A 14,238-nucleotide genomic window follows, 5' to 3' on the forward strand; every position below is an offset into this window, starting at 1 on the left:
ACTGGGTGGTCAGAGCTTGACAAGCGTCTTGCGCGCCAGAAGCCCTTGCGGGCGGAACAGCAGCACCGTGATCACCAGAAGGATGGCGAACGCGTCGCGATAGGGCAGCAGGCTTTCGGGCAGATAGGCTTGCAAGATCACTTCGATAAAGCCCAAGAGGAACCCGCCGGCCACCGCGCCCGACAGGCTGCCCAAGCCGCCGATGATGGCCGCTATGAAAGCTTTCAACACCGGAAGCGCCCCCATCAGCGGATCGACGCTGCCGCGTTGGGCGACCCAAAGCACACCGGCAACCCCTGCCAAGAGGCCCGAGATGGCAAATGCCGTTGCCACGACCGAATTCGCGCGGAGGCCCATCAGGCGAAGCACGGCAAAATCCTCGGCCGCTGCGCGCATGGCCCGCCCCGCCATGGTGCGATGCAAAAACAGGTTCAGCCCCAAAAGCATCGCAAGCGTGACGATAATGGAAATCAGCTGGATCATGCCCAGATGCAATGGCCCGATTGTCACCACCCCCGATAGCGAGGCAGGAATGGCAACCGGAATCGGACGAGCCGAAATCAGGTTCTGAAAGAGCACGCGCAAAATGGCGCTGACGGCAAAACTGGTCAGCAAAAGCGTCGTCCCCGAGGCCCCTCGCACTGGGCGAAAGGCGACCCGCTCCATCAAGAAGGCCGCCGTCATTGCCACTGCAAGGCCCGCTATCACCGCAAGGGGAAACGGCAGGCCCCAGATCAGCGCGAAACACACGGCATAGCCCGTCACGGTCATCAACTCGCCATGGGCAAAGTTGATAAGGCCGATGATGGAAAACACCACCGCAAGCCCCAATGCCAAAAGCGCATAGGTACCGCCAAGGCTGAGGGCGTTCAGAAGTTGTTGCAGGAAAATGTCCATCGCGGGTTCCTTGACCTCATGCGCCCAGATAGGCGTCTTGGATTTCGGGAGAGGATCGCAAGGCCTCGGCGCTGCCCTGAAGTTCAATCCGGCCATTGGCCAGCACATAGCCCCGGTCGGCGATTTCCAGCGATTGCGCCACGTTCTGTTCGACCAGAAGGATCGTCAGACCGCGATCGCGGAGGTTGCCGATCAAGTCAAAAATGCGGTCTACGACTTGTGGCGCAAGGCCCAGAGAGGGTTCGTCCAGAAGCAACAGATCAGGTGAAGACATCAGCGCCCGCCCGATGGCCAGCATCTGCTGTTCGCCCCCCGACAGCGACCCGGCCTTTTGATGCAGCCGTTCGGCCAAAATGGGGAACCGTTCCAGCATGTCAGCCTTCACTTGGGCCGGATTGCCGCGCGCAGCGTGTTTGGCTCCGCCCAGCATCAGGTTTTCCTCGACCGTCAGAGAGGAAAACACCCGCCGACCTTCGGGAACCAGCGTCATGCCGCGCCGCACGATGGTTTCTGGCGGCAGGCCCGTCAGGTCGGTGCCCGCAAATTCCATCCGTTTGGCCTTGCGCGGGGCCAGTCCCACCAACGCGTTCAGTGTCGAACTTTTGCCTGCCCCGTTCGCGCCCAAAAGGGTAACGATCTCGCCGCGTCTCACTGTAAGGTCGATCCCACGCACCGCCTCGACTGCGCCATAGCTGACGGTCAGGCCCTCAATGGACAAAAGGGGGTTATCTGGCATGGTCATGGTTGTCCTGTTGCATGGCTGATGCGAAGGGTTCGGCCCAGCATGACGCCGGGCCGCAAGGATTGCTCTCAGGGTGCCGGGATGTCGGCCGGATCGGGCTGGCCCTGGGCCACCAGATCGCGATCGCCTGCCTTGATCCGCACCAAAGAAACCGAACGCAGCGGCATCCCGTTGGTGCCCTTGTAGGTAATCGGGCCGGTCACGCCTTGCAGGTTTTCCAGATTTGCGATGCCTTCGCGGATCGCAGCCGGATCAAGGCTGTCGGCGGCGGTCACGGCAGCCTCGATGATGTTGCCCAGATCATAGCCATTGGCGATGTAGATGGTATCGGGGGCTGCACCGGTCTTTTCCGTCCACTTGGCGTTGAACGCCTCCAAGGGGCTGCCCGCGGTGGGGTGGCCTGCGGTCGAGAACACGACGCCTTCGACTAGATCGCCAAGGCCAAAGGTTGTGGGGCTGTCGATGCCGTCCGATCCAAGGATCGGGGTGGTCACACCCGCGCCGCGCAGCTGGCGGACAAAGGCCGGGAAGTCCGGTTCATAGGCCGAGGTCATGATGACATCGGGCTTGGGGTCCATCGCGGCGATCTTGGTCACTTCGGCACCAAAATCCTGCTGGCCCATCGTGAAGGTGCCTTCACCCAGAACGCTGCCGCCTTTGGCCGTGAAAACCTGACCGAAATACTGCGGCAGTTTCAGGGTATAGGCGGTGTCGGGCGAGGTCAGGATGTAAGCAGTTTTGTAACCGGCCTCAATCGCGTGGGCGGCCAGCATCGCCGCCTGAACATTATCGGCGGGATAGTTTGAGAACATGTAATCCCCGACCGCCAGCGGCAGCGTCGGCGTGGTGGCGCAGAACGAGATTGCTGGGATGCCCGCGCCTTGGGTGATCATGCCCGCCGCAATCGAAGGGTCGGCATCGCAGGGCGTGATGATCAACTGAGCGCCCGCATCGACCAACTCTTGCGCCACCATTGCGGTTTGGGCCGAATCCGACCGGGTATCTTTGATGATGGTCTTGATCGGGAACTTGCCCGCAATCCCGCCGGCTGCGTTGATCTCTTCGATCTTCATTTGCAGTCCGGCAAGGTTCGGCTGGTCGTAGGGCGCAAGGCCGCCGGTTTGGGCTGTAGCAAGGCCGATCACCAGATCTTCGGCCATCAGCGGGGCCGAGGCCAAAGCAACGAAAGCGGTTGAAAGCATCAAGAGCTTGGATTTCTTCATGTCCGGTTTTCCTCTGTTGGGTTGGTTTTATGATGTCAGGCTGCCGCACGGCGTTTGCCGATGTAGGCTTCGATAACGGCGGGGTTGGCGCGAATGGCCTCTGGGGTGCCTTCGGCGATCATCTGGCCCTTGTTCAGCACAACGATGTGGTCACACAGCCGCATGATGAGTTTGAGATCATGTTCAACCACCAGAAGGCCGATCTCATGGTCAGCACGGATCTGGCGCAAGACGGCGATCAGCGCGTCGGTTTCAGCCGGATTCATGCCTGCCGCAGGTTCATCCAACAGCAGGAATGATGGCCGGAGGGCCAGAGCCCGCGCAATTTCAAGCCGACGTTGTGCGCCATAGGGAAGCGAACTGGCCGGGCGTGCCGCCAAGTCCTGCATCCCCACCACTGTCAGCGCAGCCATTGCGGCGGCACGGCTGTCCTCGCCGGGGCAGGCCACGGCATCTGCGGCAACAGTGACATTTTCCAGCACAGTCAGATTGCGAAACAACCGGATGTTCTGAAACGTGCGGCCCAGACCGTTGGCCGGCACCTCATGCACGGGGATCTGCGCCGTGTCGGTTCCGTTCAGCAAGACCTTGCCCGAACTTGGCGGCACCACACCCGAAATTGCATTGATCAGGGTGGATTTGCCGGCACCATTCGGGCCGATCAAACCAGTGACAAGTCCGGGACGAACGGCAAAGCTGACATCTTCCAAAGCGACCAGTCCCGCAAATCGTCGCCCCACGCCTTGAACAGACAGCGATGCCGCCTTGGGTGCCGGGGTTTTCGGCGCAAAGGCTGCAGTGACGGCAGGTTCGGGGAACAGCCGCTCATCCACCTCCCGCAGGCCGAACAGCCCGTCGCGCAGCCGATACATGACAGCAAGAATGACAAGACCCACGCCGATGTCGGTCAGACCGAACACTTCGGGCAGGGTCACTCCGAACACTTCGGCCCCGCCTTCAAGACGGCGCAACAGATCAACCATTACCACGATCAGGGCCGTTCCGCCGACGGCCCCTGAGACCGTCGAAACGCCGCCAAGGATCAGCATCGACATCAAGAGGAAGGTCAGATTGAAATGAAAATCCTTGGGCGAAAAGGCACCCAGGAAATGTGCAAGAAGAACGCCCGCCGTGCCGGACACAATGGCGCCCAGCACCCATGCGACAAAACGTTGGCGCGATACGTTGACACCGTTGGCCCAGGCGGCAATTTCATCTTCGCGGGCAGCGCGCAAAGCAAGGCCCCCCTTTGTGCCGCGATAGATCCGTGCAACTGCGACCGCGATCAGGGCTGCCGGAAGGGCGACGAAGGCGGAAACCCCGCGCGGCACGCCAAAGAAAGTCTGGCTTCCGCGAGTGATGTCCGCCGAGGCGACCAGTGTAACATGGACGATGACCAAAAACCCCAGCGTGGCGATTGACGCTGCAGACCCGCCAAGCCGGGACAAGGGAATGCCAAACAGCACAGCCACCAGTCCGACGACCACCATCGCCCCAAGTGTCCCCACCAATAGCGATTGGCCACCCGCGATGCCGGCCAGCCAGACCGGCAAGGCGGGTAGGCTGGTGGGCAAGACCGCTGGTTGAATAGTCAGCAGTGCCGAGGCATAGGCCCCCAGCGCCATGAACCCGGCATGGCCGAATGAGATGATGCCCGAGTTCCCGCTGTAGATCTGCATCCCCACAACGGCGGTGACATAGATCAGAAACAGCGTCGCCAGACGAGCCAAGGCTGGGGGCAAGATCAGCTCGGCAGCAATCGCCAGCGCGATCAACGGCAAGGCGAGTGTCATCGTGCCTTTGACGGCCTGTATCCCAATGCGTGGCATTATTCCCCCCAAACTCGGCGACAGACCCGGTCATGATCCGATGCGATTCAAAGCATGGTGCAGGCTCGACCGTTATGTCAATAACATTTCATAGGCATCAAAACTATTGACGTTTGTATCGTATGTTACATAGTGATCCAAACCGGACCGTATCAGGAAAAGGACGAAAAAATGGCCATCCGCGATCGCTTGACCGATGGCAGCGTGCAGTTGACGCCATCTGATCTGAAGGTGGCGCGGGCATTGCTCGCGGATTATCCGGCGGCGGGTTTGAACACAGTCGCCCATCTGGCAGCCATCGCTGGAGTGTCCGGCCCAACGGTCGTGCGCTTCGTCTCTCGACTGGGGTTCGATGGGTTCTCCAGCTTTCAAAGGGCCTTGCTGGGCGAAGTTCAGGCAAGGATGAACTCGCCCTTGGCGATGATCGACGCGGGCAAGGCAGCTGCAGTGCCGCAAGAACAAATCTACCAAGAGGTGATCCGGTCCTGCATCGCCATGCTGGACACCACCGCCTCAATGGTGCCAGCGGCAGATTTTGAAATGGCAGCACGCTTGATCAGCGACCCTGCGCTGCGGCTGCATTTCATTGGTGGACGTTTCTCGGGCTATCTGGCGGGGATGCTGTGGCAACACATGCGTCAACTGAGGGGCGATTGCCATATGGTCAGTGCCAACCTGCCCGATAGGGTCGATTCGCTCGTAGATATAGGGCGGCGCGATCTCATCATCGCCTTCGACTATCGACGGTATCAGGTGGACACGATACAGTTCGGCAACCTGGCCACCGAACGCGGCGCGCAGGTGATCTTGTTCACGGACCCATGGGCCTCGCCCTTGGCGGCTCATGCCAAGGTGGTTCTCGCAGCCCCCGTCGAAGGGCCTTCCCCTTTTGATACCATGGTGCCTGCGCTTGCGCAGGTCGAAGCGCTGATTGCGGCTGTCACCACCCATCTATCGCCAATCTCACGCGGCCGAATTGCCGAGATCGAAGCCCTGCGCGGCTTGTCCGGCATCACATCTGATGCACCTTAACTCAATCCTAAGACTGTGCCGCACAGCGGCGACCATGCCGGAGAATGATATGAGCGATCTGATTTCCATCGAATATGGTGGCAAAACCTTGCGCCGCGACAGTGCCTACACAAAGGGGTCTTGCACCCTGCTTTTGGTGGACATGCAACGCATTTGGGCCGAGCCGATGATGGACCCCACTCACCCGATGCCTGCCGACAGCTATTTTATGCAGCGCGTCCATGAGGTGGTGATCCCCAATCAGGTCAAGATCCTGAACGCCTTTCGCAAGGCTGACGAAAACGTCTGCCACACCATCATCGAAAGCTTGACCGCCGATGGCCGCGACCGGTCCCTGGATCACAAGCTGTCGGCCATGCATGTGCCCAAAGGCGCACCCGAAGGGGCGATCATCGCACCTTTGACCCCCACCGAAAACGAGCCGGTTTTGCCCAAGACCTCCTCGGGTCTCTTCAACTCGACCAATGCCGATTATGTGCTGCGCAACCTGAATACGCGGTTCCTGATCATCGCTGGGATCGTGACCGATCAATGCGTTGACATGGCCGTGCGCGATGCCGCCGACCGCGGGTATCTGGTGACTGTGGTCAAGGATGCCTGCGCCACCTACACACCCGAACGGCATGAGGCCGCATTGCGCGCCTACGGGGGTTATTGCTGGATCACGGACACTGACACAGTTCTGGCCCGCCTCGCGGCCCTTGGTGGATGAGGGTGACATGATCAAGCCAGAAGAACTTGTGACCTTTGTCACTACCGACATCGCCGCCATCACCCGTGGCCGCGCGGTGTCTGCGGCCAGTCTGCCCGGTGCCCTGTCAAAAGGGGTTGGCTGGGTGCCCGCCAATCTGTCGCTGACCCCATTTGACGAAATTGCAAGCCCTAACCCCTTTGGGTCATCAGGCGATCTGCGGTTGATGCCCGACCCCGAGGCGGGGGTGCGGGTGGATGGCATCGGCGGGCGTACGCCGTTGCATTTCTACCATTCCGATATCACCAACCTGGATGGCACGCCATGGGAAGGCTGCGTGCGATCCATGCTCAAGGCGGCGGTGGCCGACCTTGAGGTTATGGGCCTGCGCGTCGTCTCTGCGTTTGAACAGGAGTTTCAGATATTGGGAGCCAGTTGGCCCGCAGCGCCGTCCTTTGGGCTTTCGGCCCAACGCCGCGCCGATCCATTTGGCCCTATGCTGATGGCCGCTTTGGATGCGGCAGGTTGCGACCCGGAATGTTTCCTGCCCGAATATGGCCGCGACCAGTTTGAAATCGTCTGTGGTCCTGCAGGTGCCGTGCAGGCGGCAGACCGCGCCGTGAGCATCCGCGAAATTACCCGCGAACTGGCCACAACGTTGGGCTGGCAGGCCAGCTTTTGCCCCAAGACCGACCCGAACGGCGTGGGAAATGGCGTTCATATTCACCTGTCGCTGACCGATCTGCAGGGCAATCCGGTGACGTTTGACGCCAGCCGCCCCGGGAGGCTGTCGGCTCATGCCGGGGCCTTCGCAGCGGGCATCGTGCGGCATATGGCGGCGCTGACCGCGCTGGCCGCACCCAGCGCGGTGTCGTATCAGCGTCTGAAACCGCACCATTGGGCGGCCTCTTGGACGACTCTGGGCGAAAAGGACCGTGAGGCGACCTTGCGGATATGTCCCACGTCGGAGCGACCGGGCTATGACCCTTCGCGCGCGTTCAACATGGAATTCCGCGCCGCAGATGCCACGGCAAGCCCGCATCTGTCGCTGGCCATGCTGATCCGCGCCGGGATCGAGGGGCTGAAGGCCGGGCTTGATACCCCGCCGATCATCAAGGGTGACCCTGACGAGATGTCGGCCGAGGACCGCGCCCGCCTTGGCATCCGCCGCTTGCCCGGCAGCCTTGGCGAGGCGCTGGCCGCACTTGAGGCGGATGCGGTGGTATGCGGCTGGATGTCTCCCACCTTCCTTGAGTGCTGGAGGGGGATGCGCCTGAAAGAGTTGGAGATCGTGTCTGGTCTGGATGATGCGGCGCTGTGCCGTCGCTATGCGGAGGTGTATTGATGCTGACGCGCCCCGCCTTGCCCCCGACGCCCTTGCTTGATCTGGACGAGCCACCGCCCTACGGCGTCATCAACCCTGACGGCGTGTCAGATGTCTTGCTACTGTGTGAGCATGCCTTGCCGCGCATTCCCCGGCGTCTTGCCCATCTTGGCCTGCCAAAGTCGGAACGGTTGCGCCATATCGGATGGGATATCGGCGCGCTGGCCTTGGCGCGGGATCTATCGGCACGGCTGGATGCGCCACTGTTTCACACCAGCTATTCGCGTCTGGTGGTGGATTGCAACCGGCCTTTGGACAATGGCTCGCTGATCCCAGAAACCAGCGAGACCACGGCCATTCCCGGTAACCGGGGTCTTGCCGCCGCCGACAGGGCCGAGCGGTTGGAAACCCTGTTTCATCCGTTTCAATCGGCTGTCAGCCGCCGCCTTGATCTGCGTTGCGCGGCAGGCAAGCCTACCTTCGTCGTCGGGGTGCACAGCTATACCCCCGTCTATAAGGGCGTGGCCCGGCCTTGGCACGCGGGCGTCCTTTACGCCGCGGCGACCGAATTCGCAGGCCACCTGATGCAGGCCCTTGCCCAAGAGGAGGGGCTGGTGATCGGCGATAATGAGCCTTACCGCATCGACCATGATGATTACACGGTGCCCGTGCATGGCGATGCGCGCGGGTTGCCAGCATTGTTGATCGAGGTCCGGCACGAACTGATCGCCTCTGCCGAAGGCGTTGCCGAATGGGCGGAGCGGCTGGAGCGGTGTCTACGCCTGACGGTGGACGCCATGGCATGAACGGGCTTTACGCGCGCGATACGGCAGCACTCGCGCAGGTGCAGAAGCTGCGTTTCTTTCCACAGGCTGTGGTTGGCGGCAAGGGCGCCATCCTTCGCACCGACGACGGGCGCGAGGTGATTGACCTTTCTGCAGCGTGGGGGGCGGCGAGCCTTGGTTATGGCCATCCCGCGCTGGTAGCCGCAGTCAGTGCCGCCGTTTCAGATCCGGCCGGGGCCTCGGTCCTGTCATCGGCCAATGGTCCGGCAACGGCACTGGCCGAGCGACTGATTGCGCTATTCCCATCAGATCAGCCGCAAAAGGTCTGGCTGGGCCATTCTGGTTCAGACGCCAATGAAACCGCCATCCGCGCAGCCCGCCGCGCAACCGGGCGGCAGGGCATCATCGGCTTTGCCGGAGCCTATCACGGCTGCACCCTTGGTACGATGGCCGTATCGGGTCATCCGACGCTGGCCTCGGACAAGGCCGATGGGCTGATCCAGCTACCCTATCCGGGCGCAGATCCGTCTGGCCCCGATGCCGATGCGATTCTGCGGGAATTGGAAGACCAACTTGCCTTGGTTGGCGCTCAGACGATTGCCGCCTGTATTTTTGAGCCGATCTTGTCGGATGGCGGCCTTGTTGTGCCGCCATCGGGCTTTCTGGCCCGACTGGATGCGCTCTGCCGCAAGCATGGTATCCTGACAATCAGCGACGAAGTGAAGGTCGGGCTTGGCCGCACCGGGCGCTTACACGCCTTTCAGCACGAGGGATTCCGGCCCGATCTGCTAGTGCTTGGAAAAGGGCTGGGCTGCGGACTGCCATTGTCAGCGGTTATCGGGCCACAGTGGGTTATGGATTGTGCAACGGCCTTCGCCATGCAAACCCTGCACGGAAATCCGGTTTGCGCGGCGGCGGGCCTCGCAGTCCTCGACACCCTCACGGCGGAATCGCTGCCTGACGAAGCCGCGCGCAAGGGAAAAATCTTGTTAGCCAGCTTGCAAGATCTGGCCCGCCGGCACGGATCGATTGCGGCCGTGCGCGGGCGCGGCCTTGCGATTGGGGTGGAGATTTCGAATTCTGGAACAAAACTACCCAGTGATGCCGCAGCGACCGCCGCCTTAATGTTCCGAGCCTACGAGCTTGGCCTTGTGGTCTATTGCGTTGGGCCGTCCTCGAACGTTCTGGAATTGACCCCACCGTTGACCATAACCGAGGCCGAGATCAACCATGGTCTGGTCCTGCTGGATGCAGCGATTCAGGACCTCTTGGCAGGCCGGATTGACGTTAACGTCACGGTTAAGTTTGCCGGCTGGTGATGCTCGCTCTCGCTTGATCTTCGGATCGAATGTCTGCTTCGAGTATTTTCGAGCAAATGACGAGAGCTAGCCGAGGGACCGCAATGGGCAGACTTCACCCTTCCGCCAGTTCCCAGAATCCATACTTGCGCCCGTGCTTCTTCTTCAAAGCCGCCAGGAACTCTCCGTGGTCCGGGAACCTGCCGAACTCCTCCACCGCCGCAGCGCAGGACTGGCATTCCGACAGGTGACGTGCGGCGTGGCGGTAGCGTTTGGTTTTGCTTCCGTCGAGCGTGTCCGTGATCATGGCGCGGCGCAGCAAGGTTGCGGCAAGCGGGTGGTCGGGTTCAAGCGCATCGGCGGCGGCTGTCAGGGTTTCGTAGGAATTGCCGTCCAGATTTTCCGCACGGGCTATCACCAGCTTTGCAAGGCGGCGCAGATCAGGCCATGCGAGCAGGAAATGGATCGCGGCGCCGAGGTGGGGGTGGGTTTCGGCGTGGGAAAGCGCCAGCTCCTCAGCCTCCATGTCCTCAAAATCCGGCAGCATTTTCAGGTATTTTCGCAAGCTGCCAGCGTAGAGCGTTTCTTGGAAGGTGGCCCACAGATGGACCTTCAGATCATCAAGCTTGCCCATCTTTTGCAGGCAATCCTCATAGACCTCATCCAGTTCGTAACGGGATGCGCGGAAGGCTTTTCCCTCTTCGGCGGCGCGGGCGCGCTGGATGAGGATAAGGGCTTCGTCCAGCCGACCCGCGTCGATCAGGCGGCGCGCCACGTCGGGGGCAATGGTGCCATAGGTCAACTGCTCGGTAGAATATCGCGCCATATAGGCATCCACATCGCCTTGCAAATCGGCGATGTCGGCAAGGATGATCGAGGCGGTGCTTTGCCTTTGACGGCGTGCACGATCCAAGGGTGAGGTCGATAGCCCGAACTGGCGAAACTGCGCAATTTCCTGCGGCGTCGGGGCAGCCGAGGCCCATGCCTCGGTGATCTGTTTGAGGTGTGCAAGCCCCTCCGCCCCCAGCGCCTCGGCCATGGCCGGAATGACCCCATCAAATTCGCCATAGCCCGCGTCGGCCACGGCATCGAGGATACGCCCGGCCAGAAGCGTTGGCTTGACGGTCAACCTCGGGGAAATCGTGGTGAGAAGCGCCACCGCGCTGCGCAGCACATCGCCCACCGCACCGTTGCTGTCATCGGTGCGGGCATGGATCGACGGCACCAGCTGCAGGAAAGACCAGAGCAGATCAAAGGCCTCGTCCGCGTCCTGCGGGGCGACGCCGGTCTCAACCATGGAAACCAGACCGGTCAGGTCTTTGACAAAGGCCTTCTGCTTGCGCCAGTCGATGTAGCTCGTGGACCGGCGCAGCGATGCGAAACGCTTTCGCAGATCGGCAGCAATCTCTTTCGGCCCCTGCGCGGCGCTGAGTTCCATCCGCGCCCGCCGTTGAAGTGCCGCACTGCCCTGAACAAGATCCATGACCAGGGCGGCAAGCCGTTCCGCCCCGAGTTTTTCCAAGTTTTCCGCGTTCAGGGTCTTTTTCGACATGGTTTTTCTGATCTCGATACGGTTGGCGAAAACCCTGCATGACCGACCCGCAGGACACAAGTCAGCATGGGGCAGCGTGCGCGCATCGGAATGAAGGCCGTAGGAAAACGCGCTGAATCTGAAGACTTTTTCGCATGGAGCAATCGGTAGATCGCTTCCCTCAGCTAGCTCGAAGGCCCCGTTACCAGGCACCAAATGGAAGAAAAATCGCAGGCCGAGTTTGATCCCCATAGGCAATCCGGAATTCTTCCCGTTCACCCCTTCCCTTCGTCAAAATTCGCAGCCCATGATGCGCCAAGCTGCCAGCCAAGGCGAAGGTGCGCGCAATCAGAATGACCAACAGTCTCGACCCTACCGCCCGGCAGGATGCATTGCATCCCGATTTACTGGCACGTCTGCAGAACATGATGATGTATTTGCAGCTGCCGGAAGGTGGCGTCAAAACAGCCTTTCCTGACGAAATCTCCTGCCGGGATCGTTTTATTGCCATCCGCTGGCCCGATGGAGTTTGTTGTCCGGCATGTGGTGACCAATCTGTCAACATGCTGCCGAAAAGGGACCTTTTCCAATGCCGCCAGTGCCGGAAGCAATTCTCTCCAACATCCGGGACGCAGCTTCATCGGACCCGACTATCCGTGCAGATGTGGCTCTTCGCGACCGAGGCCGTCATCCAGTGGAACGCGCAACGCTACATGTACGGGGAAATCACCATTGATGCCTTGGGCAAACGTCTTGGCATCCATACGGAGGCGGCACTGCGTGTCAGGCGCATTGTCTCTCACGATATCAGCGTGAATGGGTCCGGGCTCTTGAGGCGTGCTGTTTGTACGAGGGACCCAGACGTCCCTCGGAACATCCAGCCATGGACCTCGCAGCATTTCCAATGGGCCAAAGCGAAGGTTTCCCCAGGCGTCGGCCCCGCGCTGATTTAACCGAAGCGGAATCCACAGGCTCGGCCGGCTGCACCGATGTGCGGCACGGACCATCCAAAATATACTCTGCGTCAGGTCGTCACCCAGTGCGGCACATCCGCGGGCGAACGGAGGGCAATATGGATCAGAACCGCCGCAACACAGCAGTCGCGCATCATCGCCCAAGTCTGCGAAAAAACGTCAGGTCGAAGGTTTTTCCTAAATTGCTGATTTTGAAGCGAAATTTGACTCCCACTCTGCCGTCTGGCATTTGCGCACCGAAAGATCGAACTGGAGATTCTCCCATGAACCGCCGCCCCGCACCCTGTACCATGCCGCGGCCCAATCCGTTGGAGGCCGACATCGCTGACTGATCACCTCATGCGGTCAGCCTAGCGCGAGCAGACGCGCCACACCCTACCCGACCAATCATCCCCCCATCCACGAAACTCGGCAGATGGCCGAGAACGATCGAGACATGTCTGAAGAGTACTTCGACCACGACAGTTGGAACCACAGCCCACCGAAACTGCCCAAGGCGTCCAAAATCGTCCTGCCGGGCATCTTCGGGGTGCTGCCTTTTGACGGAAAGCGCAATCCCGGATCCCGGAGCGCTGTCTCGCACCATGTCTGGTTCACCTATCGGACCGAAGCAAACCAGTGGAAGCTTAAAGTCGGGATCACCGACAGCGCCTCCGAATTCGCCGTCGGACTTGAAGGGCTTCTTGATCCGGAAACCTACGACATCAGGTTTCAACCTTGCGTCGTTTCCTATTACAGCGAGGAAGAAGCGCGGAATGTGCCCTACACGCACGACTTCTTGATCACGCTTCGCAATGGCCATCGGCGCCTCGTTTTCGTTCGCTATCGTGCCAGCCTCAAGAAAGAGAAGGCGTGGCGCCATATCGACCAGATCGGCGCGGCCACTCTGCAGCAGAAGATCGCCGACGACATGATCGTTGTCGATGCCGACACCTACACCCGCCAGCGCCGTGAGAACCTGTTCCGAATGTGGAAGATTTCGGAACAACGGGATCCCGAGGCCGATGAGCAGGTTCTCGAAGCCGCATATCGGTGCCGGACGCTGTGGTTCATGCGCGACCTGTTCCCGCTTGTCAGCGTGTCCCAAGCCCGGGCTTTCAAGGCCTGCTATCGCTTGATCGCGCAGAAGAAACTGCAGGCTGACTGGGACAACGTCATCTGGGAACATTCCCGCGTCTGGGTCGCCTGATGAACGCTGCGCCGCGATATGACATTTCCCCTGGGACCGAGCTTACGGTTAACGCCCGGACACTGGTCGTCAATCGGAAGACCGATCACGGCTATGAGGCGGCAGATCAAGCGTCGGGTCGGGTAGAGTTTCTTCCCTACGTTATGCTGGCGCGGCTCCTCAAGCAGCCTGGCCTCAGCCTCAAGAAGCCGATGTCTGTCACCTCGGCTAAGGCGCAGCTGCGGCTGGGGACTTACAAAGCGGTCGAAGCCCTACCGAGCAAACAGCAAGAAAACGGCGCATTTAAACTGGCTATCTGCGCGGCGATCGCAGAAATCCACGACGCGATCCGTCAGGAAAAGAACGACCCGGACTATGAACTGTCGCAACGGAAACTGGACGACCTCGAGCTGCGTGAAAACATCGCAGAACTGGCCAGTACTTATTTTGGAAAGAAGATTTCTGTCCATGTGGCGTCGGGGGGAAACAGGCTGATTTGGCAGCTGCCCAAAGGCCGCAAACTGAACGAATATTACAATGCATATCTGGGATGCGTTCCCAAATCCATTGCTGAGATTGCGGCTGATCCCATTGCCGCGCTGATCCCTCTGGATCATCTGAAAGGAAATCGCCGCCGCAGGATTACCTGGCTCATTCGCGACATGATGACTGAAGCGATCGAACATTTGTAAGCGGCAAGGAAACCCCGTGGGTGCCGCGGCGTGGCTGATTTGGGATAGGTGT

Annotated in this window: 13 protein-coding genes; 8 read left to right on the forward strand and 5 right to left on the reverse strand. The window is 60.5% G+C overall.

Annotation, left to right across the window (positions count from 1 at the left end; genetic code table 11):
- Nucleotides 1-9 precede the first annotated feature (9 nt).
- The 4 genes from IE101_RS05060 to IE101_RS05075 form a co-directional block, all read right to left on the reverse strand.
- A complete protein-coding gene (locus IE101_RS05060; protein WP_189632678.1) occupies nt 10-897 on the reverse strand; it encodes a branched-chain amino acid ABC transporter permease in 888 nt (295 codons plus the stop codon).
- A gap of 16 nt (nt 898-913) precedes the next feature.
- Nucleotides 914-1,633, reverse strand: a complete 720-nt coding sequence (locus tag IE101_RS05065; protein WP_189632679.1) for an ABC transporter ATP-binding protein — start codon at nt 1,631-1,633, stop codon at nt 914-916.
- A gap of 74 nt (nt 1,634-1,707) precedes the next feature.
- The gene (locus IE101_RS05070; RefSeq protein WP_189632680.1) at nt 1,708-2,862 is read right to left on the reverse strand and encodes an ABC transporter substrate-binding protein; all 1,155 of its coding nucleotides are present in this window, start codon (nt 2,860-2,862) and stop codon (nt 1,708-1,710) included.
- 35 nt (nt 2,863-2,897) lie between these two features.
- Entirely contained in the window at nt 2,898-4,655 is a 1,758-nt protein-coding gene (locus IE101_RS05075; protein WP_229804016.1) for a branched-chain amino acid ABC transporter ATP-binding protein/permease, read from the reverse strand.
- A 207-nt stretch (nt 4,656-4,862) separates the two neighbouring features.
- Here IE101_RS05075 and IE101_RS05080 point away from each other — a divergent pair, with 207 nt between their 5' ends.
- Genes IE101_RS05080 through IE101_RS05100 form a run of 5 tightly spaced genes read left to right on the forward strand, consistent with a single transcriptional unit; the run spans nt 4,863 to nt 9,842 of the window.
- A complete protein-coding gene (locus tag IE101_RS05080) occupies nt 4,863-5,723 on the forward strand; it encodes a MurR/RpiR family transcriptional regulator (protein ID WP_189632682.1) in 861 nt (286 codons plus the stop codon).
- A 49-nt stretch (nt 5,724-5,772) separates the two neighbouring features.
- A complete protein-coding gene (locus IE101_RS05085; RefSeq protein WP_189632683.1) occupies nt 5,773-6,435 on the forward strand; it encodes a cysteine hydrolase family protein in 663 nt (220 codons plus the stop codon).
- A gap of 7 nt (nt 6,436-6,442) precedes the next feature.
- The gene (locus IE101_RS05090) at nt 6,443-7,759 is read left to right on the forward strand and encodes a type I glutamate--ammonia ligase (RefSeq protein ID WP_189632684.1); all 1,317 of its coding nucleotides are present in this window, start codon (nt 6,443-6,445) and stop codon (nt 7,757-7,759) included.
- Complete coding sequence (locus IE101_RS05095; RefSeq protein ID WP_189632685.1) at nt 7,759-8,544, forward strand: N-formylglutamate amidohydrolase; 786 nt, start codon at nt 7,759-7,761, stop codon at nt 8,542-8,544. Before IE101_RS05090 ends, IE101_RS05095 begins: the two co-directional genes overlap by 1 nt.
- Complete coding sequence (locus tag IE101_RS05100) at nt 8,490-9,842, forward strand: aspartate aminotransferase family protein (protein WP_229804017.1); 1,353 nt, start codon at nt 8,490-8,492, stop codon at nt 9,840-9,842. The genes IE101_RS05095 and IE101_RS05100 overlap by 55 nt, the downstream gene beginning before the upstream one ends.
- Nucleotides 9,843-9,936: 94 nt before the next feature.
- On the opposite strand, the gene IE101_RS05105 is transcribed toward IE101_RS05100, so the two are convergent.
- Nucleotides 9,937-11,373: a DUF6880 family protein gene (locus tag IE101_RS05105; protein WP_189632686.1), complete on the reverse strand. Its 1,437-nt coding sequence runs from the start codon at nt 11,371-11,373 to the stop codon at nt 9,937-9,939.
- Between the two features lie 332 nt (nt 11,374-11,705).
- Between IE101_RS05105 and IE101_RS05110 the strand changes: the two genes are divergently transcribed.
- From IE101_RS05110 to IE101_RS05120, 3 genes are all read left to right on the forward strand, one after another.
- Nucleotides 11,706-12,305, forward strand: a complete 600-nt coding sequence (locus IE101_RS05110; protein WP_189632687.1) for a transposase — start codon at nt 11,706-11,708, stop codon at nt 12,303-12,305.
- 436 nt (nt 12,306-12,741) lie between these two features.
- A complete protein-coding gene (locus tag IE101_RS05115; protein ID WP_229804018.1) occupies nt 12,742-13,515 on the forward strand; it encodes a Tn7 transposase TnsA N-terminal domain-containing protein in 774 nt (257 codons plus the stop codon).
- Nucleotides 13,515-14,186, forward strand: coding sequence for a hypothetical protein (locus IE101_RS05120; protein WP_189632688.1), 672 nt, complete (start codon nt 13,515-13,517; stop codon nt 14,184-14,186). Before IE101_RS05115 ends, IE101_RS05120 begins: the two co-directional genes overlap by 1 nt.
- Nucleotides 14,187-14,238: the final 52 nt, after the last annotated feature.

The organism is Gemmobacter lanyuensis (assembly GCF_014652355.1).
In the GTDB taxonomy this organism is placed as follows: domain Bacteria; phylum Pseudomonadota; class Alphaproteobacteria; order Rhodobacterales; family Rhodobacteraceae; genus Gemmobacter; species Gemmobacter lanyuensis.

Excerpts from the sequence above, each read along its gene's own strand:
- IE101_RS05060 (WP_189632678.1), bottom strand. The coding sequence starts at position 897 with ATGGACATTTTCCTGCAACAACTTCTGAACGCCCTCAGCCTTGGCGGT.
- IE101_RS05065 (WP_189632679.1), bottom strand. The coding sequence starts at position 1,633 with ATGCCAGATAACCCCCTTTTGTCCATTGAGGGCCTGACCGTCAGCTAT.
- IE101_RS05070 (WP_189632680.1), bottom strand. The coding sequence starts at position 2,862 with ATGAAGAAATCCAAGCTCTTGATGCTTTCAACCGCTTTCGTTGCTTTG.
- IE101_RS05075 (WP_229804016.1), bottom strand. The coding sequence starts at position 4,655 with ATGACACTCGCCTTGCCGTTGATCGCGCTGGCGATTGCTGCCGAGCTG.
- IE101_RS05080 (WP_189632682.1), top strand. The coding sequence starts at position 4,863 with ATGGCCATCCGCGATCGCTTGACCGATGGCAGCGTGCAGTTGACGCCA.
- IE101_RS05085 (WP_189632683.1), top strand. The coding sequence starts at position 5,773 with ATGAGCGATCTGATTTCCATCGAATATGGTGGCAAAACCTTGCGCCGC.
- IE101_RS05090 (WP_189632684.1), top strand. The coding sequence starts at position 6,443 with ATGATCAAGCCAGAAGAACTTGTGACCTTTGTCACTACCGACATCGCC.
- IE101_RS05095 (WP_189632685.1), top strand. The coding sequence starts at position 7,759 with ATGCTGACGCGCCCCGCCTTGCCCCCGACGCCCTTGCTTGATCTGGAC.
- IE101_RS05100 (WP_229804017.1), top strand. The coding sequence starts at position 8,490 with ATGGGCGGAGCGGCTGGAGCGGTGTCTACGCCTGACGGTGGACGCCAT.
- IE101_RS05105 (WP_189632686.1), bottom strand. The coding sequence starts at position 11,373 with ATGTCGAAAAAGACCCTGAACGCGGAAAACTTGGAAAAACTCGGGGCG.
- IE101_RS05110 (WP_189632687.1), top strand. The coding sequence starts at position 11,706 with ATGACCAACAGTCTCGACCCTACCGCCCGGCAGGATGCATTGCATCCC.
- IE101_RS05115 (WP_229804018.1), top strand. The coding sequence starts at position 12,742 with ATGGCCGAGAACGATCGAGACATGTCTGAAGAGTACTTCGACCACGAC.
- IE101_RS05120 (WP_189632688.1), top strand. The coding sequence starts at position 13,515 with ATGAACGCTGCGCCGCGATATGACATTTCCCCTGGGACCGAGCTTACG.